This window comes from Massilia orientalis, from assembly GCF_030411975.2.
Taxonomy (GTDB): Bacteria; Pseudomonadota; Gammaproteobacteria; order Burkholderiales; family Burkholderiaceae_D; genus Telluria; species Telluria orientalis.
In genome coordinates this window covers 184,934-208,478 of sequence record NZ_JASNRB020000007.1, presented here as the reverse complement: position 1 = coordinate 208,478, position 23,545 = coordinate 184,934, and the positions used below count along the sequence as shown (strand labels likewise).

16 protein-coding genes are annotated in these 23,545 nt (G+C 66.8%); 8 read left to right on the top strand and 8 right to left on the bottom strand.

Going from position 1 to position 23,545, the window contains the following annotated elements; translation table 11 throughout:
• Window positions 1–14: 14 nt before the first annotated feature.
• Window positions 15–2,882, bottom strand: coding sequence for a TonB-dependent receptor (locus tag QPK29_RS13155; protein WP_056130526.1), 2,868 nt, complete (start codon window positions 2,880–2,882; stop codon window positions 15–17).
• Window positions 2,883–3,407: 525 nt separating this feature from the next.
• Here QPK29_RS13155 and QPK29_RS13150 point away from each other — a divergent pair.
• The 3 genes from QPK29_RS13150 to QPK29_RS13140 all read left to right on the top strand — a co-directional run bounded on the left by QPK29_RS13150 (window position 3,408) and on the right by QPK29_RS13140 (window position 9,377).
• Window positions 3,408–5,261: a glycoside hydrolase family 13 protein gene (locus QPK29_RS13150; protein ID WP_371769085.1), complete on the top strand. Its 1,854-nt coding sequence runs from the start codon at window positions 3,408–3,410 to the stop codon at window positions 5,259–5,261.
• Between the two features lie 118 nt (window positions 5,262–5,379).
• A complete protein-coding gene (locus tag QPK29_RS13145; protein WP_371769084.1) occupies window positions 5,380–8,304 on the top strand; it encodes an MGH1-like glycoside hydrolase domain-containing protein in 2,925 nt (974 codons plus the stop codon).
• Window positions 8,304–9,377: an alpha/beta hydrolase gene (locus QPK29_RS13140; protein ID WP_371769083.1), complete on the top strand. Its 1,074-nt coding sequence runs from the start codon at window positions 8,304–8,306 to the stop codon at window positions 9,375–9,377. The genes QPK29_RS13145 and QPK29_RS13140 overlap by 1 nt, the downstream gene beginning before the upstream one ends.
• Window positions 9,378–9,383: 6 nt before the next feature.
• Here QPK29_RS13140 and QPK29_RS13135 read toward each other — a convergent pair whose 3' ends face one another.
• The 3 genes from QPK29_RS13135 to QPK29_RS13125 form a co-directional block, all read right to left on the bottom strand.
• Entirely contained in the window at window positions 9,384–9,896 is a 513-nt protein-coding gene (locus QPK29_RS13135) for a GNAT family N-acetyltransferase (protein WP_056130513.1), read from the bottom strand.
• The gene (locus QPK29_RS13130) at window positions 9,896–10,378 is read right to left on the bottom strand and encodes a GNAT family N-acetyltransferase (RefSeq protein WP_371769082.1); all 483 of its coding nucleotides are present in this window, start codon (window positions 10,376–10,378) and stop codon (window positions 9,896–9,898) included. The genes QPK29_RS13135 and QPK29_RS13130 overlap by 1 nt, the downstream gene beginning before the upstream one ends.
• Window positions 10,379–10,556: 178 nt before the next feature.
• A complete protein-coding gene (locus QPK29_RS13125; RefSeq protein WP_371769081.1) occupies window positions 10,557–11,846 on the bottom strand; it encodes an amidohydrolase family protein in 1,290 nt (429 codons plus the stop codon).
• 210 nt (window positions 11,847–12,056) lie between these two features.
• On the opposite strand from QPK29_RS13125, the gene QPK29_RS13120 reads away from it, so the two are divergent.
• From QPK29_RS13120 to QPK29_RS13105, 4 genes are all read left to right on the top strand, one after another.
• On the top strand, window positions 12,057–12,911 hold the full coding sequence (locus QPK29_RS13120; RefSeq protein ID WP_371769080.1) for a phasin family protein: 855 nt from the start codon (window positions 12,057–12,059) through the stop codon (window positions 12,909–12,911).
• Window positions 12,912–13,045: 134 nt separating this feature from the next.
• Window positions 13,046–14,797, top strand: coding sequence for an ABC transporter ATP-binding protein (locus QPK29_RS13115; RefSeq protein WP_371769079.1), 1,752 nt, complete (start codon window positions 13,046–13,048; stop codon window positions 14,795–14,797).
• Window positions 14,787–16,589, top strand: a complete 1,803-nt coding sequence (locus QPK29_RS13110) for an ABC transporter ATP-binding protein (RefSeq protein WP_371769078.1) — start codon at window positions 14,787–14,789, stop codon at window positions 16,587–16,589. The genes QPK29_RS13115 and QPK29_RS13110 overlap by 11 nt, the downstream gene beginning before the upstream one ends.
• A gap of 205 nt (window positions 16,590–16,794) precedes the next feature.
• The gene (locus tag QPK29_RS13105; RefSeq protein ID WP_371769077.1) at window positions 16,795–18,864 is read left to right on the top strand and encodes a tetratricopeptide repeat-containing diguanylate cyclase; all 2,070 of its coding nucleotides are present in this window, start codon (window positions 16,795–16,797) and stop codon (window positions 18,862–18,864) included.
• Window positions 18,865–18,999: 135 nt separating this feature from the next.
• Here the strand turns inward: QPK29_RS13105 and QPK29_RS13100 are convergent, their stop codons facing one another.
• Genes QPK29_RS13100 through QPK29_RS13085 form a run of 4 tightly spaced genes read right to left on the bottom strand, consistent with a single transcriptional unit; the run spans window position 19,000 to window position 22,950 of the window.
• A complete protein-coding gene (locus QPK29_RS13100; RefSeq protein WP_371769076.1) occupies window positions 19,000–19,353 on the bottom strand; it encodes a hypothetical protein in 354 nt (117 codons plus the stop codon).
• On the bottom strand, window positions 19,350–20,603 hold the full coding sequence (locus QPK29_RS13095) for a cytochrome-c peroxidase (protein ID WP_371769075.1): 1,254 nt from the start codon (window positions 20,601–20,603) through the stop codon (window positions 19,350–19,352). Before QPK29_RS13095 ends, QPK29_RS13100 begins: the two co-directional genes overlap by 4 nt.
• On the bottom strand, window positions 20,593–22,002 hold the full coding sequence (locus QPK29_RS13090) for a metallophosphoesterase family protein (protein WP_056130488.1): 1,410 nt from the start codon (window positions 22,000–22,002) through the stop codon (window positions 20,593–20,595). The genes QPK29_RS13095 and QPK29_RS13090 overlap by 11 nt, the downstream gene beginning before the upstream one ends.
• Before the next feature lie 60 nt (window positions 22,003–22,062).
• The gene (locus QPK29_RS13085) at window positions 22,063–22,950 is read right to left on the bottom strand and encodes a LysR family transcriptional regulator (protein ID WP_371769074.1); all 888 of its coding nucleotides are present in this window, start codon (window positions 22,948–22,950) and stop codon (window positions 22,063–22,065) included.
• 90 nt (window positions 22,951–23,040) lie between these two features.
• Here QPK29_RS13085 and QPK29_RS13080 point away from each other — a divergent pair, with 90 nt between their 5' ends.
• Window positions 23,041–23,460 carry a PACE efflux transporter gene (locus tag QPK29_RS13080; RefSeq protein ID WP_056130482.1) on the top strand — a complete coding sequence of 140 codons (420 nt, stop codon included), beginning with the start codon at window positions 23,041–23,043 and terminating at the stop codon, window positions 23,458–23,460.
• Window positions 23,461–23,545 lie beyond the last annotated feature (85 nt).

The following is a 23,545-nucleotide window of genomic DNA, read 5'->3' as shown; positions in this document are numbered from 1 at the left end:
GACAGGATAACGGATTAGAACTTGTAGCTCGCGCCCAGGCTGTACGTACGGCCGAACGTGATCTTCTCGGCGATCTCGCTCGGGTTCGCGGCGTAACGGATGAACGGCGAGTTCGTCCAGTTGTTCACCGCGGCCGTCAGCGACAGGCCTTTCAGCATCGTGTTGTCGCCGAACTCGTACGTCAGCTGGCCGTCGACCGTCGTGTTGCCACGGATGAAGGTCAGCTGGTTGTTGTCCTGGAAGTCGCTGATCTCGCCCAGGAAGTCGCTGCGGTGCTTGGCGGCGATCGACGCGCGGAAGCCATGCGCTTCGTAGTACAGGCGCAGGTTGGTCACCTGGCGCGACAGGCCCGGCAGCGGGATCGTCGCGACGCCGCCGGTGTCGATCACGGTCAGGCCCGTCGTCAGCAGGTTCACCGAGCTCAGTGTGCTCGAGTGGTTGACCTCGACGCCGAAGCCGCTCAGGTACTTCGACAACATGGCGAACGGCAGCGACGCGGTCAGCTCGATACCCTTGATGTTGCCGCCCGTGCCATTGACCGGGGTGTTCAGGATACCGACGGTCGAACCGGCATTCGGACCCGACGCCGGCAGCGGGGTCTTGGCGCTCAGCAGGCCGCTCGTCGCGAAATCGACGGTCTTCGGCACGGTCAGCACGTAGGTGTCGAGCTTCTTGTAGAAGCCGGCGACGGCGACATAGCCCTTGGCACCGTTGACGGTGAAGTACTTTTCCCACGACAGGTCCAGCGCCTTCGCACGGAACGGTTCCAGGTTCGGGTTACCGGCGCTGCCCGACAGGATCGGGCCGTCGTGGAACGACGTGTTCAGGCTCACGCCGCCGCCCGGACGCAGGTCGCTCATCTTGGTGCGCGACAGCGTCTTGCCCAGGCCGACACGTAACATCTGGTCGTACGGCAGCTCGAAGCCCAGGTTCATGCTCGGCAGGAAGTCGTTGTACGAGTGGTGCCCCCGCACGACGTAGGCCGGGCAAGCCTGGCCGGCGACGCCGGCGCACTTGCTCGTGTCGACGACGGTACCGGTCGAGCTCTGGTTCGTGTGGATGTACTGCGCGCCGATGTTGCCGCGGTAGGACAGGCCGAACAGCTCGCCTTCCAGGTTACCCATCAGGTACCCGGTCGAGACCTTCTCCGACACGTCCCAGTTCTTGTCCGTCTGGATCGGCTGGTCGACCTTCGGCAGCAGCTGGTAGACCGTGCCGAGCGAACCGAGCGGGTTCCACGCGACGACCGGGATGCCGGACTGCGGCGTCACCATGACGTCCGTACCCGGCACCGGTGCCGAGCCGTACGGACCGGTACCGACGACCAGGTTGCCTTCGTTCTGGTCGCGGCCCTTGCTGCGGTTGGTGCGGTTGACGCCGAATTCGACGGCCGTCAGCGGACCCAGCTCCATGTCATGCTTGGCGGACAGGCGGTACGACTTGATCTCGTCGGTGGTCGTGCCCACGGCGACGTAGCCGGCCTGCGGGTTGCCGGTCAGGCCGCCGCCCCAGCCGGCGTGGTCGGTCAGGACGACCTGGCCGCGGTCGGCGTAGTTCAGCGACGTCGTGTAGGTCGGCGCCAGGTTGTCCTTGCCGTTGTAGCCGGTCCAGGAGATGGTGGACAGGTTCGTCGCATTGCCCGGCTGGCCGGCCGTCGTTTCATAACGGTTCGAGTCGTGCGTGACCTTGGAACCGGCGATGTCGCCGGTGACGGTCCAGCCTTCGCGGCGCAGGCGGCTGTTGATGCCCCACGAATTCAGCGTGTCGGTGACGGCTTCGATGTGGTTGCGGACGTCGCCCTTGAAGTTCGTGCAGGTGCCCGAGGTGGCCACGCCGTCGACGATGGTGGCGTTGGTCAGCACGCCGTTCGGGTCGTACGAACCGGTGCTGCCGCAGACGGAACCTTCCAGGCCGGTCTTCTTGGTGTTGTCGGTGTTCTTCGAGTGGAACAGGTCGACGGTGGTGACGAAGTCCTTGTTCGGGCGGAACTGCAGGATGCCCATCACGCCCTTGTTGGTCTGCGGGTCGCGCTGGACGTCCGTCTTGAAGCCGTTCGGGACCTTGACGGCCTGGCCGTTGTAGGTGGCCGAACCCGCGCCGCCGCCCCAGCCGTCGGCCTGGAACTGCTCGGCGCCCGTGTCGTTGAACTTCACGGCGCCCAGGGCCACGCCAATCGTGCGGTTGGCGAACTGGTCGATGTAGGTCAGGGTGGAGCGGTAGCCGGTACCGGTGCCCAGGCCGTTGTTGTGCTCACCGAAGCGCATGGCCTTGTAGCCGACGGCAACGGTGCGCTTGCCGAAGTCCAGCGGCATCACGGTGCGCTGGTCGATGGTCGAGGCGATGCCCTGGCCCATCAGGCTGGCGTCCGGCGATTTGTAGATCGTGATGGTGCCCAGCATTTCGGCCGGGTACAGGTCGAACTTGACGCCGCGGCTGTCGCCCGCCGACGCCTGCTCGCGGCCGTTCAGCAGCGTGCCGTTGAAGTCCGGCGACAGGCCACGGACGGAGATCGCGGAAGCACGGCCCGACGACTTGTCGCGCTGCGCGGTCACGCCCGGCAGGCGCGAGATCGATTCGGCCACGGTGGCATCCGGCAGCTTGCCGATGTCTTCCGCCGAGATCGCTTCGACGATGGAGTTGGAATTCTTCTTGATGGAGATGGCCGCCTCGATGCCGCGCCGGATACCGGTCACGGTCACCGTGCTGACCGGGTTGCCGTTGGCGTCCGTCGCCTGGGCGGCTTGCGAGACGGCGGCGTCCTGGGCGTAGACGTTGGTGCCGAGCGCCGACAGGAACACGGCGCAACCGGCGGCAACCGGGCTCAGCTTGAACACAAGTGCGCCATTGATGTTACGCGCGTGCTTGCCATTAAAAATCTTCATTTGTCCCCTCAAATCATCAGATCTCATTGTTTTTCCCGACGACGGCAGCTTGAGCCCGCTCCGGGAGCCAGAAAGCAAACGTTTATAAGTACGTACGTTCTGTCAAGGATTCTGTATTAAAACTAGATTCACTGTCAACGTGACTTGCCTTCGATTACGGGAATGTAGGAGTTTTACGCCAAATTGCCTAAAAAACGACTTTTCTCGTTGTATTCGAGCTACAAAATTACCATGCAGACATTGTAGTCACGCTACAAATCGATTTCCGCACACCAACTTAGGAGTGTTTTGCACCATTTTGGCGCAAACTTGCGTAGTAGTTTTACGGAATGTTGGGATTTGCCCACGTTCAGACTTGCCCGTCGCGCGGAAAACCGTGTAGCAAAACTAGAGATTCGGCGGATAGGTTGCGTTGCTGCGCTCAAGTGTCTGTAGTATTCTCCGAGCAATAATGTAATAAGCGCATTACCCTTAGACAACAATCCGGGTAAATCGCTGTAGTTCGACTACGCTCCGGAGACCACCATGCGCATTTCGCCCCGCCTCGCCGCCCTGCTGCTCGGCAGCCTCTTCCTCACGAGCGCCGGAGTCCACGCGGCATCCGCGCCGGCCCCCATCGACCACATGGACCCGCCGTTCTGGTGGACGGGCATGCACGACCGCCGCCTGCAATTGATGGTGCACGGCCCCGCCATCGCGGACCTGGAACCGGCCATCGCCTACTCCGGCGTGCGCATCGCGGCCGTGACGCGGGTGGCCAACCGCAACTACCTGTTCATCGACCTGGACATCGCCCCGGACGCGCAGCCGGGCGACGTCGCCATCGATTTCCGCGGCGCGCATCCGACGCGCCACATCTACCCCCTGCTGGCGCGGGCATCCGGCTCGGCCGGGCGCAAGGGCTTCGGCAAGGGCGACGCGATCTACCAGCTGATGCCGGACCGCTTCGCCAACGGCGACACGCGCAACGACAGCGTGCCCGCGCTCGCGGATAAACTCGACCGCAAGCTCGGCCACGGCCGCCACGGCGGCGACATCCAGGGCATCATCGACCACCTCGACTACATCGCGGGCATGGGCTTCACGCAGCTGTGGCCCACGCCCCTCGTCGAGAACGACATGCCGGCCGCGTCCTACCACGGCTACGCGGCCACGGACCACTACCGGATCGACCCGCGCTACGGCAGCAACGAGGATTACGTGCGCCTGTCGAACGAAGCGAAGAAGCATGGCATCGGCGTGATCCAGGACGTCGTGCTGTCGCACATCGGCCTGAATCACTGGTGGATGAAGGACTTGCCGACGCCGGACTGGATCAACCACAACGACGGCCGTTTCGTCGCGACGATGCACCACCGGACGGCCGTGCAGGATCCGTACGCGGCAAAGGAAGACGCGAGCAACTTCACGACGGGCTGGTTCAGCCCCGGCATGCCCGACATGAACCAGACCAACCCGTTCGTCGCCAACTATCTCATCCAGAACAGCATCTGGTGGATCGAGTATGCGGGCCTGTCCGGCCTGCGCATCGACACGTTCGGCTATTCGGACGGCGCCTTCCTCGCGCAATACACGCAGCGCGTGCTGGCCGAGTATCCGCGCCTGAACATGGTGGGCGAGGAATGGAGCAAGCTGCCGGCCGTCGTCGCGCACTGGCAGCGCGCGCCGACCTCGATGCCCGGCATGATGGACTTCCCGCTGACGGAGGCGATGCGCACGGCCCTCGCGGACAGGAGCAACGAGAACGCCTTCAACGACGTGTACGAGATGCTGTCGCTGGACTATCTCTATCCGGACGCATCGAATCTCGTGCTGTTCGAGGGGAACCACGACATGGCGCGTTTGTACAGCGTCGTCGGCGAAGACGTCGAGCGCTGGAAGATGGACCTCGCGTTCATCATGACGATGCCGCGCATCCCGCATTTCTACGTGGGCGACGAGATCCTGATGACGAGCACCGTCGGCCGCCGCGACGACAGCAGCTACCGCCGCGACTTTCCCGGCGGCTGGGCCGGCGACAAGGTCGACGCCTTCACCGGCGCGGGCCTCACGCCGCGCCAGCGCGACGCGCAGGCGTTCGTGAAGAAGCTCGTCAACTGGCGCAAGGGCGCGGCCGTCGTGCACGACGGGAAGCTGATGCAGTACGGGCCGGAGAACAACACGTGGGTCTACTTCCGCTATGACGGGGAACTGAGCGACAAGAAAAAGATCATGGTCGCGTTCAATGCGAACGGGAAGGAAGCCGTGCTGCCCGCCGGGCGCTTCCATGAGATGCTGTCCGGGGTCGCGGCCGGGACCGACGTCCTGACCGGCAGGCGTTTCGACCTGGACAAGGAAATCCGGCTGCCGGCGAAGTCAGTCGTCATCCTCGAACTTTGAACCACCGCTCCGTCGTCCCCGCGGAGGCGGGGACCCATACTGAACGTCCGAAGTCAGTCAGCATGGATTCCCGCCTTCGAGGGAATGACGAGAAACGCTTCAGCGATCCTCACAAACGATGAAAACCACCTTCCTCGCCGCCGCCCTCTTCGCCCAATCCGTCGCCGCCATCGCGGCCGAAGCCCCGCCGCTGCGCTACGACATCTACGTGCGCGGCGCCTTCAACGGCTGGGGCACGGACAACGTCCTGGTCCATCAGGGCAAAGGGATTTATCAGGCCGACATCCTCGTCAGCCCCGGCAACCACGCCTTCAAGATCGGCAGCAAGGACTGGGCCGCGGAATGGGTCGCGAATCCGGCCGCCAGCGTCGGCATCAAGCTGCGCGACGCCTATCCGCTCGCGACCGAAGCGGGCCCGGAAGACTATCTGTTCACGAAGAAGACGACTACGTTCCGCTTCCGCGTCGACGTGTCGGATCCGAAGCGCCCCGTGCTGACGGTGACGCAGGTCGAGACGCCCGCGCCCGCGGCGGCAACGGACCCGCACGTGGGCGCCGGCGCGACGGCCACGCTGACCTTCCCCACGTGGGACGGCAAGGAAGAATCGGCGCGCTTTTCCGTGCGCGATCCGCAGGCGCCGCTGCGCAGCTATGCGCATTCGACGACGATGCAGTTGCGCGACCCAGGCCCGCAAGCGACGACGTACGAGGAAGACGCGGCGCTGCCCGTCGTCCGCAGCGGCAACCTCGCGTTCGACGCGCTGTTCGCGCTGGCCGGCCACGAGATGAAGCTGGATTCCGTGAAGGAGATCCGCGACGGGAACTACAACGGCGGCGCCGCGATCCCGTGCGACTGCTTCGAGACGGGCGAAAAGTGGCATTACGTGTGGACGCGCGACCTGTCGTATGCGGCCGATCTCGGTCTCGCCATGCTCGACCCGCAGCGCGTGCGCAATTCGCTTCTATTCAAACTGTCCGGCTGGCGCGCCGGTGTGACGAAGGCGCCGCAGGTCGCGGGCTCGCCCGACGGCCTGCAGATCGTGCAGGACACGGGCAGCGGCGGCAGCTGGCCCGTCAGCACGGACCGCATCACGTGGGCCTTCGCGGCCGAAGAAGTCCTCAAGACGCTGCCGGCTGGCGAGCGCGCGGCGTTCGCGACGACAGCGCTGCAGGCGCTGGCGAACACGATCGAGAACGACCGTATCGCCGCGTTCGACAAGACGACGGGCCTGTACACGGGCGAGGAATCGTTCCTCGACTGGCGCGACCAGACGTACGCGACATGGATCACCGACGACCTGGCATCGATGGCCAGCAGCAAAGCGCTGTCGACCAACGTCGGCCACTACAAGGCGCTGACGCTCGCCGCGCAACTGGCCCGGGAACAAGGGGATAAAACGCGTGCCTCGCGCTACGAGGGGTGGGCGCGCGACCTGAAGCGCGCGATCAACACGCACCTGTGGCTGGACGACGCCGGCATGTACAGCAGCCTCACGGCCGCGCACTTCGACGGCGCGCCGCTGCACAAGTTCGACTGGCTGGGACAGTCGCTCGCGATCGTCACCGGCATCGCGGACGGCACCCGCGCACGGAAAATCCTGGCCAATTATCCGCACGGCCCGATGGGCGCGCCCGTCATCTGGCCACAGCAGCAGGACCTGCCGGTCTACCACAACCGCGCGATGTGGCCGTTCGTCACCGCGTACGGCCTGCGCGCCGCGATCGCGGGCGGCAACGTCGCGGTAGCCGATGCCGCATACGACACGCTGATGCGGGGTGCGGCACTCAATATGTCGAACATGGAAAACCTGGAGTGGCTGTCCGGCCAGCCGCTGCTGCTGGACGAGGCGCATCCGAACCTGATCGGCCCCGTCATCAATTCGAAGCGCCAGCTGTGGTCCGTCGGCGCCTATCTCGGCATGGTGATCCGCGACGTGTTCGGCGTCTCCACGACACGTGAGGGCATCGAGGTGAAGCCGTTCGTGACGGCGAAGCTGCGCGGCGGCGTGTTCGCGGCCGGCGACAGCATCGCGCTGTACAACCTGCGTTTGCAGGGCCGCGCCGTCAACGTCAAGCTGCGGCTGCCGCCCGTACCGGCGCCCGGCACCAGCGGTTATTACGCCGTCGAGCGCATCCTCGTCGACGGCAAACCGGCCGGCAGCAGCATCCCGTGGAGCGCGCTGGATGCACACAGCGACATCGAGGTCCAGCTGGGCAAGCTGGTCGACGGCGCCACGGCCATCCGCCGCGTGAGCGCCGATCCGTACGCGGAAACGCCGACCGTGTTCGGTCCGCGCGAGCCGCGTATCGATGGCGTCGCGCGCGCAGGCGCGGCCACGACGGTGACGATCGTGCCGGCCGACCGGCAGACGGGCATCACCTACAACGTCTACCGCGACGGCAAGCTGGTCGCATCGAATCTCAACGCCGGCACATGGACTGACCGCGAGAACAGCGCCGCAGCATGCTACGCCGCCGAAGCGCAATACACGTCGTCCGGCAACCGCAGCCACCACAGCGTACCGCGCTGCGCAGGCCCCAGCGTGGCGATCGCCGCCACCGACCCGCGTGTGCATGCCAGCGTGGCCATCGCACCGGGCAATGCGCGCTTCGCCGAAGCGCATCTCGCCAACTGGGGCCGGCCGGCCGACCGCCTCGACGTGCGCGCCGTGCGCGTTCCGCAGGCGGGCGACTACGCCGTGCAGGTCCGCTATCACAACGGCGCCAACCAGATCAACCTGGGCATCAGCGGTGGCGTAAAATGGCTGGCGCTCAAGGATGAGTCGGGACGCATCGTCGCGCAAGGCGTCGTGCAACTGCCGCACGCGCGCATCGAGAAGGCGAACACGCCGACCGTGTATTCGACCCCGCTGGCTGCGCGCCTGAAGGCGAACGTCGCGTACCGGATCGAGATGAGCGACTTCTACAACATGAGTTATCTGGACAGCAACCGCAGCTTCAGCGCGGCCGGCGGCGTCGACGGCCCGTCGAACCGCTTCGACGTCTACGGCGTGCGGCTGCTGCGCACCAACGGAACGAAATGATGAAACGAATCGCAATCGCGGCCGCCGCGACCATGCTGCTGGCGCAGGCCCACGCCACCACCGTGCGCATCCACTACGCGGCCGGCAAGGACACCATCCAGGTCCGCGCCGACAAGGGCGCCGCCGGCTGGTCGCAGGGCGTGCCCGCGAAGCCGGAAGGCGGCCCGCTGAACGTATGGACGTTCACGTGGCCGGACGCGCTGGGCGACATCCAGATGAAGCCCACGCTGGGCGCGGACAAGGTGTCGATCGGCGGCGTGTACAAGCTGGCGGCGGGCGGCACGGTCGACATCTACCCGTTCTTCGGTCCGCCGTTCGGCAAGGTGACGATCGTGAAGGATTTCGCGTCGCCGCAACTGGACAACAAGCGCGCGCTGCGCATCTATCTCCCGCCCAGCTACGGCGAGAACGCGGCGAAGCGCTACCCCGTGCTGTACATGCACGACGGCCAGAACCTGTTCGATGCGAAGACGGCATCGTATGGCGTCGAATGGGGCATCGACGAGACGATCAACCGTCTCGTGGCGACGGGCGTGATGGACGAGGTGATCGTCGTCGGCATCGACAACACGCCGGAACGCATCCCCGAATACACGCCCTGCTGCGATCCGAAATACGGCGGGGGCAAGCTGAATGCCTACGACGCGTTCATCGTCGAGACGGTGAAGCCGTACGTCGACCGCACGTACCGCACCTTGCCCGGCAAGGACACGACGGCGATCATGGGCTCGTCGCTGGGCGGCATCGCCTCGGTGCTGATCGCGCAGCGCCATCCGGGCATCTTCTCGAAGGCGGGCGGCGTCTCCAGCTCGTTCTGGTGGAACAACGGGGCGCTGCTGGCGAAGGTGCCGGACCGCGTGCCCGTGAAGTTCTACCTCGACGCCGGCACGCGCGACGACGGCCTGGACGACACGACGAAGATGCGCGACGCCATGCTGGCCAAGGGTTATCGCGAAACGGACGACCTGATGTTCTACAAGGCCGAGGGCGGGCGCCACAACGAGGCGTCGTGGGCCGCGCGCGTGGACAAGCCGCTGACCTGGTTCTTCCCGTGGGGTTCGACCCGGCAGTGACCGGCGTCAGAATTCCATGCTGTATAAATTGCTGCCGGCGTCGCCCGGCACGAGGTGGACGAACCGTTCGTACCGCATGCCCATCTTGCGCAGCAGGCCGTTGGACGCGAGGTTGTTGGGCGACGTGATGGCCAGCACGCGCTTGAGGCCCAGCGCGGGCGCGAGCGCCAGCACGGCCATGCCGGCCTCGTACGCATAGCCGCGGCCGCAGTAACGCGCCAGGTAGGCATAGCCGATGTCGACGCCGTCCAGCGTCTCGCGCTTGATCAGGCCGCACATGCCGATGGGCGTGCCGCTGTCCTTCAGTTCGACGACGTACAGCGAATGGCCGCGCACGTCCTGCATCGCGATCGGGCCGTCGAGCAGGGCCTGGACCGCGTCCTCGCGCGTGCGGATGCCGCGGTCGCCGATATGCTCCAGGAAGCCGCGATCGTTGACGAGCGCGAGATAGAAGTCGGCGTCGTCGCGGTCGGCGGTGCGCAGGCGCAGGCGCGGGGTCGCGAGGATATCCAGCGGCATCAGTCTTCTTCCGGCAGCGGCCAGCGCGCGGGGTCTTCGAGCAGCTTGTACATCACGTACGCATCGACATAGCCGAGCCGGCGATGGCGGTACGCTTTCGGCAAGGTGCCGACGATGGAAAAGCCGAGCCGCTTCCACAAGTGGATCGCGGGATTGTTCGTGCTGACGACGAAGTTGAACTGCATCGCCAGGTAGCCCTTGCGCCGCGCCTCGCCGATGCTGTGCTCGCCGAGCAAATGACCCACGCCGACGCCCTGCGCGTTCGGACTGACCATGTACGACGCATTGGCGACGTGCGCCCCGCGTCCCACGTGGTTCGGCTCCAGCTTGTACATCCCGAGGATCCGCTCCTCGCCGCGCACCGCGACATAGGTCGACGCCTCGGGTGCGAACCAGTAATCGTAGGTGTCTTCGCGACTCGTGCCCGCGTCCTGGGCATAGGTTTCGCCCTCGGCCGCGTGCGCCTGGAAAATGGTCCACATAGCATTGAAATCAGTTTCAGTAGCTGGACGAATCTGGATATCTTTCACTGCGTGACCTGCTGGGACGTATCGAAAGCGCAAGATTCTACCTTGGGATTCGGCTGCACGGATGCCGATCCGGTAAGGGGACGTAGAAAATTTCCGCTAAATAAAGGTAGGAAAGAATTGGTGCCGCCCGTTACTGCCCCGCCCGCCTCAATCGTTCCAATCGGAAATCAATCGACGCCGGACGGCCCGGCAGGCGCAGGCTCGCGCGCGCCGCCGGCGCCTCGCTGATCACCTCGCCGGCACGCAGCACGAGCCGGCGCGCGGCGCGCAGGCGGATGGCCTCGACGGGGTCGCCCGCATCGAGCCAGACGAGGTCCGCGCGGCAGCCCGGCGCGATGCCATAGCCCTGCAGGCCAAGGATGCGCGCGGGGGTCTCCGTGACGGCCTGGAAGCACAGTCGCATCGCGGCCTGGCCCGTCATCTGCGCGACGTGCAGCCCCATGTGCGCGACTTCCAGCATGTCGCCGGACCCGAGGCCGTACCACGGGTCCATCACGCAATCGTGGCCGAACGCCACCGGCACGCCGGCCGCCAGCAATTCCGGCACGCGCGTCATGCCCCGCCGTTTCGGGTATGTGTCGTGGCGGCCCTGCAGGGTGATGTTGATGAGGGGATTCGCGATGGCGGCGACGCCGGATTCCGCCATCAGCGGCAGCAGCTTGCTCACATAATAGTTGTCCATCGAATGCATCGACGTGAGGTGCGAACCGGCGACCCTGCCCTGCAAGCCCAGGCGCAGCGTCTCTGCGGCAAGGGTCTCGATATGGCGCGACAGGGGATCATCGCTTTCGTCACAATGCATGTCGACCATCAGCCCCTGCTCCGCCGCGAATTCGCACAGCAGGCGCACGGACTCGGCGCCGTCGGCCATGGTCCGTTCGAAATGCGGGATGCCGCCGACGACGTCCACGCCCATCCGGATGGCGCGCTTGAGATTGTCGAATGCGGTCTTGCTGCGCAGCAGGCCGTCCTGCGGGAACGCAACGAGTTGCAAATCGATGTAAGGTGCCACGCGGCGTTTGACGTCGAGCAGCGCTTCCACGGCCAGCAGGCGGTCGTCGCACACGTCGACGTGGCTGCGGATCGCCAGCAGGCCGCGCGCCACGGCCCAGTCGCAATACTGCAATGCCCGTTCGACGAGCGCCTCCTGCGCCAGTTGCGGCTTCAGTTCGCCCCACAGCGCAATGCCTTCCAGCAAAGTGCCCGATTCGTTCACGCGCGGCAGGCCATAGCTGAGCGTCGCGTCCATGTGGAAATGGGCGTCGACAAACGGCGGCGTCACGAGGTCGCCGCCGACGTCGATCTCGCGCGCGCCACGTTGCGGCAAGGCGGGCTCGACGGCAGCGATGGTGCCGCCCGCGATGGCGATGTCGACCGTGCGGCCATTGGCCAGGGTGGCGTTGCGGAGAACGAGATCCATGCGCGGGGCTCCTGATGGTTGGGACCTCATCAGATTACCACGCTGATCATCTTGTCAATGATATATATCAAACCTCAATGCTGCACCGCAAGATTTCCTTGTAAAAACAACATAGAATTCCCTTTTCATCCCGCATGAACCCCTTTACACTAGACTTATTGCAGTGCGTCATAAACCGAATGGTTACAACCTGAAAGACAAGGAACCCAGATGACTTCATTCTCCGAACAGTTGTCCGCCGTCCGCAAGTCCCAATGGGAAGCACAGCTCGACGTGTTCCGGGCATTGAGCCAGCGCGCACTCGACAGCGCCGAACAGCTGATTGCGCTCAACATGAAGACCTCCCGCGCGTCGGTCGAACAAGCTACGGGAACCTTCAAGCAATTGCTCGAAATTACCAACCCGCGTGATTTCCTGGCCATCGGCACCACGGCCCAGGGCCAGTGGCAGCAATTCTTTTCCTACGGCCGCGAGCTGCTGGGCATTGCCGCCGGCACGCACGAGCGCGGCTGGAGCACGCAGCAACCGCTGCAGCTGGTGCCCGCCCCCACTGCGAATATCCCGACGTCCATGTCGCAGTTCATGGAACAGGCAGCCATCGCGACGGCCGACGCGGCCACGGTGAACAGCGAGATCGTCAGCGCCGCCGTCGATACCGGCTGCGCCATGGCCGAAGCGGCGCTGGACGCGGGCGCCCAAGCCATCAGCCGCGCCGAAGAAGCGGCGGCGCCGCAGGCCGAGCCGCAGACCGAGCCGCAGGCAGCCGAACCGCTCACGACCACCGTGACCGAGGCGGTGTCCGCGCAACCGGAAGCGCCGGCCGCCGATCCGGTCGAAACGGCCATCGCCGACGAGGTGCCGCCCGCCAGGGCCAAGCCGCTCGCGAAAGCGCTGAACAAGGTCGCACCGAAACCGGCCGCCGCCGAGCATCCGGTCGCATCGACCGTGCCGCTGGAAGCCGGTCCGCACGTGGAACTGCCGATCGTCACCCCGACCGAGAGCACGCCGCCGCTGCGCGTCGTGACCCACGGCGGCAAGACCTCGCGCTCGCAGCGCAAGAAGTAGGTAAGCCGGTGGGCACGCCGTGCCCACCAACCCCATCGCACGGCTGCCTGCAAACAGGTGGCAAACCTAGTAAATTAGCGGGCCTTGGCCCGCTTTTTCTTTTTCACTCACCAACAACAAGAACAGGATCTTCAATGGGTTTGGCAAAGCTGATCGGCGGCTTCGTGCGCCGGCACTGGCGTTCGTACGCATCGTCGGCGGTGATGCTGTTCGGCGTGGCGCTGTGCACCGTGCTCGTGCCGCGCAAGGTCGGCGCGATGATCGACGGCCTCGCCGCGCACCGCCTCGGCGGCCATGACCTGCTCATCCAGATCGCGCAACTGCTCGGCCTCGGCCTCGCGATCTACGGCCTGCGCGTGGCATGGCGCCTGCGCCTGTATTCCGCGTCGTACCGGCTCGGCGTGGAACTGCGCACGAAGTTGTACGACCGCCTGTCCGCGCAAGGCCCCGCCTTCTTCCAGCGCCAGCGCACGGGCGACCTGATGGCGCTCGGCACCAACGACATCGACGCCATCGAGCAGGCGGCCGGCGAAGCGATGCTGGCCGGCTTCGACGGCACGCTCACGCTCGTCATGGTGCTGGGCATCATGTTCCTCGGCGTGGACTGGCGCCTGACGACGATCGCCCTGCTGCCGTTCCCGTTGATGGCGCTGGCGTTCTGGCGCATCTCGAGCCACATCCACACGGCGTCCACGGATTCGCTGAAGCGCTTCTCCGCGCTGAACGACCACGTGCAGGAGACGCTGTCCGGCGTGCGCACCCTGCGCGCCCTCGGCCTGGAACAGCGCAGCGCCGACCAGTTCGCGCAACTGGCCGTGCGCGCCGCCGACGCGAGCCTCGCGGCGCAAAAATGGGAAGCGGCGTACGAACCGGCCGTCGGCCTCACGCTCACCGCCGCCACCGGCCTCACGCTGGGCCTCGGCGGCTATCTCGTGTGGCAGGGCCAGATCACGATCGGCAGTCTCACCAGTTTTACCATGTACCTCGGCCAGCTGATCTGGCCGATGTTCGCCGCGGGCTGGGTGCTGTCGCTGATCGAACGCGGACGCGCCGCCCTCGCGCGCCTGCAGCCGCTGCTCGATGCGCCGCTGACCGTCGACGACCGCGGGACGCTGGAGACGCTCGCGCGCGGGCCGCTCGTGCTGGACCACGTCCGCTTCCATTACAGCGACGACGCGCGCCCCGCGCTGGACGACGTCTCGCTGCGCCTGGAACCTGGCAAGACGCTGGGCCTCGTGGGCGCCACCGGCGCGGGCAAATCCACCTTGCTGCGCGTGCTGCTGCGCCAGGCCACGCCGCAGCACGGCCGTGTCACGTGGGGCGGCCATGCACTCGACGAATACACGCTCGCGACCCTCCGCGCGCACATCAGCTGGGTGCCGCAGGAATCGTTCCTGTTCTCCGCGTCGATCGCGGAAAACATCGCCCTCGGCCGCCCGGGCGCAGCGCGCGCGGAGATCGAGCAGGCGGCGAAGATGGCCGCGATCCACGACGACATCCTCCGCTTCCCGGACGGCTACGACACGCCCGTCGGCGAAAAGGGCATCACGCTGTCGGGCGGGCAGCGCCAGCGCGTGGCGATCGCGCGCGCGCTGCTGGCCGACAGCGCCCTGCTGCTGCTCGACGACGCGCTGTCCGCCGTCGACACGGGCACGGAAACGAACATCCTCGACCATTTGAACGACGTGCGGCGCGAACGCCCGGAACTGTCGGCCATCATCGCGAGTCACCGCCTGTCGGCCGTCGTGAACGCGGACCTGATCGTCGTGTTGCGCGAAGGCCGTATCGTGGAGCGCGGCACGCACGACGAACTGCTCGCCCTGGACGGCTGGTACGCCAGCCAGTGGCGCTACCAGCAACTGGAGGCCAGCCTCGATGCCATCTGAAGACGTCAAAAAGAGCGCGATCAAGAGTGTGACTGCGGCGCAGGCGCGCCAGGCGGCGAGCCTGCTGCGCCGCGCCGCCCATCCGGACCGCGCCCACCTCGGCTGGGCCACGCTGTGGCTGATCCTCGCGGCCGGCCTGGAAGTGGTCGGTCCCCTGCTGGGCAAGAAGCTGATCGACGACCACCTGCTGCCGCACCACCTGGACTGGACGCGCATGGGGTGGCTGCTGGCCGGCGTCGTCGTCACGGGATGGGCCGCGTCGTGGCTGCGCTTCCTGCAGCTCGTGCGCCTGTCCGGCATGGCGATGCGCGCCGTGCAGCGCCTGCGCGAATGGGTCTACGGCCACGTGCTGCGCCTGCCGATGGCGTTCTTCGACCGCGCCATCACGGGCCAGCTCGTGAGCCGCGTCACCAACGACACCGAGGCGGTGAAAACCCTGTACATCCAGGTGCTGTTCGTGATCCTCGATTCCAGCATTGTCCTCGTCGGCACGTCCATCGCGATGGCGTGGCTGGACTGGCGCCTGATGGTGATCGTGCTGGCGCTCGTGCCGGCCGTCCTGGGCATCGTGTGGCTGTACCAGCGGCTGTCCGCGCCGGCGGTCACGCGCGCGCGCGCGCTGCGCAGCGACATCAACGGCCAGATGGCGGAATCCATCGGCGGCATGAGCGTGCTGCAGGCGAACAATGCGCAGCACCGCTTCGGCCAGCGCTTCGCCCACACCAACGACCAACACTACACGGCCCGCGTGGCCGAGCTGCGCGCCAACGCCTTCCTGCTGCGGCCCGCGCTCGATTTCCTCAACGTGGTCCTGCTGGCCGTCGTCATCTACAGCTTCGGCCAGCGCAGCATGAATGCCGTCGAAGTGGGCGTGCTGTACGCGTTCATCAGCTACATCGCGCGCGTTGTGGAACCGCTCATCCAGATCACGATGCAGTTCTCGGGCCTGCAGCAGGCCGTCGTCGCCACGGCGCGCGTGGCCGCGCTGCTCGACGAAGCGGGCGCCGCGGAGCACCAGGCCGGCCGCGTCACCTCCGCACGCAAGCCCGTGGCGGCCGACGTCCCCGCCGTGCGCGTGCGCGACCTCTCCTTCGGCTACGCGGCAGGCCAGACCGTGCTGCACGACCTGTCGCTGGACATCCCGCAGGGCGCGTTCTTCGGCATCGTCGGCCACACGGGCAGCGGCAAGTCGACGCTGCTGTCGCTGCTGCTGCGCTACTACAATGTCGAGCAAGGCACCATCACCCTGTTCGGCGAACCGCTGGCGACGATCGGCAACGAGCGCTTCCGCGCGGAGGTCGGCCTCGTGCCGCAGGATCCGTTCCTGCTGGCGGCGTCGGCACGCGAGAACATCGACATGGGCCGCGGCCTGTCGCAGGCAGCCATCGAGGCGGCCGCGCGCGCCGCGCATGCGCACGAGTTCATCGCGCGGCTGGAACAGGGCTACGACACGTCGCTGGGCGAAGGCGGCTCGCGCCTGTCGTCCGGCCAGAAGCAGCTGATCGCGATCGCGCGCGCCCTCGCCGGCCGGCCGCGCATCCTGCTGCTGGACGAGGCCACGTCGCGCATCGACAGCCAGACGGAGCAGATCGTGCAGCAGGCGCTGGACGAGTTGCGCGGCCAGGTCACGATCATCGCCATCGCGCACCGGCTGTCGACGATCCGCGACGCCGACCGCATCGTCGTGCTGAACCACGGCCGTATCAGCGAATCGGGCAGCCACGACGACCTGATGCGCATTGAAGGCGGCCTGTACCAGCGACTGTATTTGCTGCAACAACTGAGCGTTTGACCGCGCCCTTTGCTTTCCCGATATCGTTGACGCCGTAGAAACTTTATTAGTTAAACACTATTTTTGTGACGGCGCGGCTTTTTGGATACGAAACCTGTATTTTTTACGCACAATCGTTCCATTAATTGATCTTTCTCAATTGCAAGAGCCTATAATCGCGTACGCAGATGTCCTAAATTAAGGGACTACACTTCCTCGGGGAGGCATGTTGGCAGGTCTATACCGTGCAGCGCAGCACCGCCGCAGCCGTGCGCTGCTGGCTCTGCTATTGGTCGTTTCCGGAAGCACGCTGGCCGCCGATGTGCCGGAAGAGCCTGTGCGTGCGCGCTTTGCCGAACTCGGGGAAATCATCCGCGTCACGCCCCAGCGCGCGGTGCCGCTGCTGGCAGGCCTGGACGCCCAGGCGCGCCGCACGCCCGCCGAATACGCCCGCCTGCTCACGCTGTCCTGCGATCTGAGCCACCGCCTCGGCAAGCACGTGGAAGCCGTCCAGCTGTGCGAACAGGCACTGCAACTGGGCCGCCAGGTGCACGACGACAGCCTCGTCGCGCGCGCCCTGCTCTCCAAGGCGTATGCCCTGTTCGGCCTGAACGAAATGAGCCAGTCGCACCAGCTGGTGTGGGAAGCCGAACGCCTCGCCGCCGCCAGCACCGACGTCGACCTGCGCATCCTCGTGCAGATCTCCTCGGGCGAATCGTTCGCCGAGGAAGGCAACTTCCCCGTCGCGCTGACCAAGATGCAGGGCGCCGTGACGCTCGCGCGCCAGAGCGGCAACAAGCTGCAGATCGCCGTCGCGCTCAAGTCGCTGGCCTACCTGTACAACCAGATGCGCGAATTCGACAAGGGGTTCGAGGCGATCGGCGAAGCGGAACAGCTGGCGGAGGCGATCGATTCGCCGGGCCGCCTGGCGATCTTCAAGACGACGGAATACATCCTTGCCGCCAACAGCGGCGACATGGGACGGGGCACGACGGCCCTGCTGTCGGCGCTCGCGCTGGAACGCCGCATCGGCGCCGACGCGATGATCGCCAACACGCTCGTCAACCTGGCCGACTCGTACCTGAAGCAGCAGGACTGGCGCCGCGCGCTCGCGTACGCCCAGCAGGCGCTGGAGCAGGCGCAGAAGCTGCACGACGACGCCCTCGCCGCCACGGCCCGCGTCAACGTCGGCCAGGCCTATCTCGGCATGGGCCGCCTGGCCGAGGGCAAGAAGCACATCGAGCAGGGCATGGACTGGTACCAGCGCTCCGGCAACAAGCCCGACCAGCAGGGTGTCCTCGTCGAATACGGCGACGCGCTGGAACGCGCCGGCGACCTGCCCGGCGCGCTGGCCGCGTATCACCGCGAGCGCGCGCTGTCGAACGAATTGTTCGAGACGCGCCGCCAGAAGGCGATGATGGAGCTGCAGGAAAAATACGAGGCCGACAAGCGCCAGCGCCAGATCGAGATGCTGCGCCAGGAAAACCAGGTCAAGTCGACCGAGATCGACAACCGCCGCCTGCAGCAGCGCATCTGGTGGCTGCTGGCGCTCGTGTTCGCGCTCGCGTCGGTCATTGTCGGCATCCTGTACCGCAAGGTGCGGCACGCCAACGCCCAGCTCGAGGTCAAGAACCATGAACTCAAGCAGCAGAGCGCGCGCGACCCGCTGACGGCGCTGTACAACCGCCGCCACTTCCAGGAATTCATGCGCTCGTACCAGGACATCGAGCGTCGGGGTGCGGGCACGAGCGGCGAGGACATGGTCAGCGCGATGTTCCTGCTCGACGTCGACCACTTCAAGCACATCAACGACACGTACGGCCACGGCGCCGGCGACGCCGTGCTGCGCGAGATCGCGGACGCGCTGCGCGAGATCCTGCGCGAGACCGACATGATCGTGCGCTGGGGCGGCGAGGAATTCCTCGCCTTCCTGCCGGCCGTGCCGAGGGACAGCCTCGACGAGGTGGCGCGCCGCCTGCTGGCCGGCATCCCGGCACGCACGATCGACTACCAGGGCACGCGCCTCTCCGTGAACGTATCGATCGGCTTCGCGCCGTTCCCGCTCGTGCCGGGCATGGCGCTGTCGTGGGAACGCGCGATCAACATCGTCGACATGGCGCTGTACCTGGCCAAGGGCCACGGCCGCAACCGCGCGTACGGCGTGCGCGGCGTGTCCGGCCTCGCTCCGGCGGCGCTGGACGAGGTCGAGAACGACATCGAAAAGGCGTGGCGCGCGGGGCTCGTGGACCTGGCGATCGTGACGGGGCACGTGCCGGAATTACGAATGGCGTCTTGAGCCTCGTCGTCCTCGCGAAAGCGGGGACCCATGCCGAGTCTCCGAAGCCCGGCGTCAAGAATACCGCGGTGTTTCCGACGCACCGAATCCGGTTGCTCGGTATGGGTTCCCGCTTCCGCGGGAACGACGGTCAGGTCACTTAGCCGCCTGCTGCATCTTCTCCCCGGCCTCCTCGACCTTCTGCCCGACCCGCTCCGTCGCTTCCTTCGCGCCCTCGCGCGCCTCGCGCACGGCCTGGTCGGCTTTCTGGACCTGGGCCTGGACCTTGTCCTCCACCTTCTCGTTGATCCGGTCGATCTTCTCGTTCACGTGGTCGAGCTTCTCCTGCACGCGCGCGCCGGCCGCGTCGACCTTCGCCTGCGCCCGCGCGCCCGCGTCATCGATGGCCTTGCCGGCCTGCTGGGCAGGGCCCACGCCGTCCGTGCCACGGTTGCACGCCGCCAGGAGACAGCCCGCCAGCAGCGCGCCGATGATGGATATCCGATTCATCTTGCACCCTCCTTTGTTGCCGAATATACACCTGCGCCACGCGCCGCGGCGGACGCTTCGAACGGCGCATCCGTCAGCGTGCGCAGGAACGCGACGATGGCGTCGATGTCCGCATCGTCGAGCGCCGGCTTCATCCCCTTGCGGCGGTTGTACGGCATGGTGGCCACGTTGACGTTGCCGAGGTGGCGCGGCGCCACATCGTCGAACGGACGGCCGTTCCGGTACCAGCGTTCAGGCTCGATCGAGCGGGTGGCGTAGAACGCGACGGCGTCGCGCAGGTCGGAGAAGACGCCGTTGTGCATATAGCGCTCGCGCGCGGCCACGTTGCGCAGGCTCGGCGTGCGGAAGTAGCCGCACCACTGCCCGGGCTCTTTCCAGCCTTTTGCACGCCCCGTCGCGCACAAGCCCTCGTCGAAATGGCGCGGGTCGCGGTTGGCGGGAATGGCCCGGTTGCGCGGCACGGCGAGGGCGTCGTAGCCGAAGTCCGTGAACAGCGAGCGGGCCGGGTTGGTCGACGTCTCGTTGAACTCGTGGCAGCTCGCGCAGTTGCCGCGGTCCGGGTCCTTGAACAGTTTTAGCCCGCGCAGTTCCTGCGGCGTGAGTGTCGCCTTTCCCTGCACCCAGGCGTCGTAGCGCGACGAGAACGGCGACATGTCGCGGCTTTGCAGGAAGGCGTCCATCGCGGCGCCCAGGGCCGCCAGGGTGCTGGCCGTCGTCCTGAATACGGCCGGGCCGAAGGCCTGTCTGAAACCGTCCGCGTACGGCGCGGCGCGCAGCTTGCGGGCGATGTCGGCCTCGCTCCGGTTGTGCATCTCGAGCGGATCGAGCAGCGGATGGCGCACCAGTTCCGCGACGGTGTCCACGCGGCCGTCCGTGAACAGGCCGCCGAACGGCGTGGGCGCGAGTGCGTCGTCGTCCTGGTAGAAGAACAGCGGCGGCACGTACGCGGCGTACAGCGCCGACGGCACGTTGCGCCTGCCGACGAGGTCCGGCCTGCTGCCCAGCGCCACGCCGATGCGCGAGCCGTGGTTGCCCGCGAAACCCTGCGCGGGATCGTGGCAGCTGGCGCAGCTCGTGCCGGCCGGCTCGGACAGGCGCGTGTCGAAGAACACCTGCTGGCCCAGCGCCACGCGCGCGGGCGCGGGCGAGAACGGGCCGGCCACGCCGGGCATCGCGGGCAGTTGTGGCGTGCCGGCGAATGCGGTGGATGCCGCCAGCACGCTTGCGACGATGAATGACTTACCCAGCAAGGAAGCCCGCCTTGTCGCAATTGAGGCGGTTGTTGGCCAGCGCGCACGTGGCCATCAAGGTGCCCGTCTTCGTGTAGGCCTTGTACGTCCAGCCGCTGCCCGCGCGTTCCATCAGCATGAAGCCGAACGTATTGCCGTGCGTGATGCGGTCGACCGTCACGCCTGGCGCCGGCGGCAGGTTGGCGGGAAATGGGTCGGGCAGCGCGACGTCGAGGTTGTCGCCGCCGTTCCCGCTCACGAACGTGGCAGGATGATTGGATGCGAAGCTGATCGCCTGGAAGTCGTGCACGTGGCCGTGGATTGCGAGCGATACGCCGGCCGGATAGTACGCGGTCGCGTTCAGCTGCTGCATCACCGACAGCAGCGCCGCATTGCCGCCCGCCGGCGCGCCGCCCGCGATCGGCGCGTAGCCGAGGATCGGGTGGTGGTTGACGAACAGGCTCGTCGTCTTCGCCTTGCCGGCCAGCTGGGCGACCGTCCTGAATTCGTCCTGGTACGTGAGGAATTGCGGATCGTTCGTCGCGAGCGCCGCCTTGCCGGCCTTGGCGGAATCGAACACGATCACCTGCGTGTCGCTCCCGAGCGGCACGGCATACGGCGCGGTGTAGTTGGCGGCAGCGTCGTTGGCCGGATCGTCGCAGGTGCGCTTCGCGCTGTAGGCCTGCGTGTCGAGCAGGCGGAACCAGCCCTGGCCGGCGCGCGCGCATTCCTCGTGGTTGCCGCGCACGACGATCCACGGCGCCGCGGCCAGCAGCGGCGCGGCCGGCTTGAACAGGTCCGCTTCCCACGTGTCCCAGCCATAGCCCCACGGGCTGTCCTTGCAGCCGGCAATGTCGGACGGGCAGGCGTTTTCGCGGTAATGGTAATCGCCGATGTGCATGACGAGGTCCGGCCGCAGCTTCGCGGCCGTGGCGGCGATCTGCGCGAGCGGCCATGCGTCGGCGTCGTTGCACGACTGCCAGGCGTTGTCGGCCTTTTTCAAACGGCAGCCCGTGTCGGCCAGGATGACGATGCGTTGCGGCGCCGCCTTCGGCAGCGGCAGCGCCCTGCTGCCGACGTGCGCCTCTTTCGCATCCGCCGCCACGGCCGCTTCGCACACGTTGAGCGGGAACGCGGACGGTTTCGAGTCGGCGGCGGCGCTGGCGGTCGTGCGCTGCGCCGGCGTGCCGGCGGCGGCGCGCAGGGTCATGCGCGTGTCGCCGCCGTCGACCGTGATCACGGGGCACGTGCCGTACGTCGTGGCCGCGCGCGCGACCGGCTTGCCGCCGTCGCCCATCACGACCCACGCATATTTCACGTAGTCGTCCTTCGTCGCTTCGTCGATATGCGTGGCGCTGCAGCCGGCGAGCAGGCTGGCCACTGCGACGGCGCCGAGGGTCCGGCCGTTCGATCCGATCATCTGTGTGTCCCTTCGTGCGTGATTGAAATCGCAACACGATAAGGACGCAATATGACCCCGCTATGACATCCGCCAGTCCTCGCGCATCAGGTCCACGTAGCGCCGCGCACCGAGGCCCAGCGGTCGCTCGCGCGACCACACGACGTCGACCCACAGGCGCAGCGCGTTGCTGATGTTGTCGAAGCCGATCTCCACGAGGCTCCCGGCCGCCACCAGCGGTTGCGCGAGCGCGCGCGGCAGATACGCCCAGCCGAGGCCCGCCTGCACGAGGTTCAGGGTGGCGAGGTAGTTGTCGACGCGCCACACGTCGCGCGCGTGCACGAAGCGCGGATCCCTGCCCGCGCCATCGCGGCCCGCGACGACGACCTGGCGCTGGTCGATCAGGTCTTCCAGCCGCGGCGCGCCGCCCGTCAGCAACGGATGGCCGGGCGCCACCACCGCGACGAGCAGTTCGCTGCCCACTTCCTGGAACGCCTCGCGGTCGTCCAGCCGCTCGCGCTCGAACACGAGGGCAAGCTGCACGCTCCCGTCGTGCAGCAGGCGCAGCGCGTCCGCCTGCGGCGCCGACAGCACTTCCACTTCGAGCGACGGGAATTCGCGCGCCAGCACGGCCAGCGGCGCGCTCCAGCGGCCCGCGATCAGTTCCGGCACGACGGCTAATGTCAACCGCCGTTCCAGCCCGCCGTGCAGCGCGAGCGCGTCCGCCTGCAGCCGCCGCATTTCGCTGGCGACGTGGCGCGCGCGCGGCTCCAGCGCCCGCGCGGCGTCCGTCGGGCGCGGGTCGCGTCCCGACCGGTCGAACAGGACCAGATCAAGCTCCGCTTCGAGCTGGGCGATGGCCATGCTGACGGCCGACGGCACGCGTCCCAGCGCGCGGGCCGCCGCCGAGAAGGAGCCGTGGTCGAGCACGGCCAGGAAGATGCGCACGCTGTCGCTGGTGAATGCCATGACCTGTCAATAAAGTTGAAAGATTCTGACTTTATACATCAACTTGACCGACATATCCTTACGCCATCGAGATTGGAAAGAGCAAAAACCATGCAAGGCATCAAACGCAAGATCGTCTACGTCACACTGTACGAAGCCATCGCCATCGCGAGCACGACGGCCGGCCTGGCCGGGCTCGCCGACCACGACGCGGGCGCCGCCGGCATCGCCGCCGTCCTCGCGTCGGCGACGGCCGTCGCCTGGAACCTCGTCTACAACACGCTGTTCGAAGCGTGGGAAGCGCGCCAGGCCAAGCGCGGCCGCAGCCTGCTGCGCCGCGTCGTCCACGCCATCGGCTTCGAGGGCGGTCTCGTGCTCGCCATCGTCCCGATGTTCGCGTGGGCGCTGGACACGTCGCTCGTCGACGCCTTCCTGCTCGACATCGGCCTCGTCGTGTTCTTCGTCCTCTACAGCTTCGCGTTCAACTGGGCGTTCGACCTCGTGTTCGGATTGCCGAAGGCGGCGGCCTGACGTCCGGTTCACCCCGGCCGTCTCCCGGTTCGCCACATTCCGCTCGCCCGCGCGTGCACGCCGGCGTAGCCTGACCGGCATTCGA

Bases quoted from the DNA above. Each gene is read 5' to 3' on its own strand.
- QPK29_RS13090 (WP_056130488.1), bottom strand. From the start codon at position 22,002: ATGATCGGATCGAACGGCCGGACCCTCGGCGCCGTCGCAGTGGCCAGC.
- QPK29_RS13140 (WP_371769083.1), top strand. From the start codon at position 8,304: ATGAAACGAATCGCAATCGCGGCCGCCGCGACCATGCTGCTGGCGCAG.
- QPK29_RS13130 (WP_371769082.1), bottom strand. From the start codon at position 10,378: ATGTGGACCATTTTCCAGGCGCACGCGGCCGAGGGCGAAACCTATGCC.
- QPK29_RS13155 (WP_056130526.1), bottom strand. From the start codon at position 2,882: ATGAAGATTTTTAATGGCAAGCACGCGCGTAACATCAATGGCGCACTT.
- QPK29_RS13080 (WP_056130482.1), top strand. From the start codon at position 23,041: ATGCAAGGCATCAAACGCAAGATCGTCTACGTCACACTGTACGAAGCC.
- QPK29_RS13150 (WP_371769085.1), top strand. From the start codon at position 3,408: ATGCGCATTTCGCCCCGCCTCGCCGCCCTGCTGCTCGGCAGCCTCTTC.
- QPK29_RS13125 (WP_371769081.1), bottom strand. From the start codon at position 11,846: ATGGATCTCGTTCTCCGCAACGCCACCCTGGCCAATGGCCGCACGGTC.
- QPK29_RS13100 (WP_371769076.1), bottom strand. From the start codon at position 19,353: ATGAATCGGATATCCATCATCGGCGCGCTGCTGGCGGGCTGTCTCCTG.
- QPK29_RS13135 (WP_056130513.1), bottom strand. From the start codon at position 9,896: ATGCCGCTGGATATCCTCGCGACCCCGCGCCTGCGCCTGCGCACCGCC.
- QPK29_RS13120 (WP_371769080.1), top strand. From the start codon at position 12,057: ATGACTTCATTCTCCGAACAGTTGTCCGCCGTCCGCAAGTCCCAATGG.
- QPK29_RS13105 (WP_371769077.1), top strand. From the start codon at position 16,795: ATGTTGGCAGGTCTATACCGTGCAGCGCAGCACCGCCGCAGCCGTGCG.
- QPK29_RS13145 (WP_371769084.1), top strand. From the start codon at position 5,380: ATGAAAACCACCTTCCTCGCCGCCGCCCTCTTCGCCCAATCCGTCGCC.
- QPK29_RS13085 (WP_371769074.1), bottom strand. From the start codon at position 22,950: ATGGCATTCACCAGCGACAGCGTGCGCATCTTCCTGGCCGTGCTCGAC.
- QPK29_RS13115 (WP_371769079.1), top strand. From the start codon at position 13,046: ATGGGTTTGGCAAAGCTGATCGGCGGCTTCGTGCGCCGGCACTGGCGT.
- QPK29_RS13110 (WP_371769078.1), top strand. From the start codon at position 14,787: ATGCCATCTGAAGACGTCAAAAAGAGCGCGATCAAGAGTGTGACTGCG.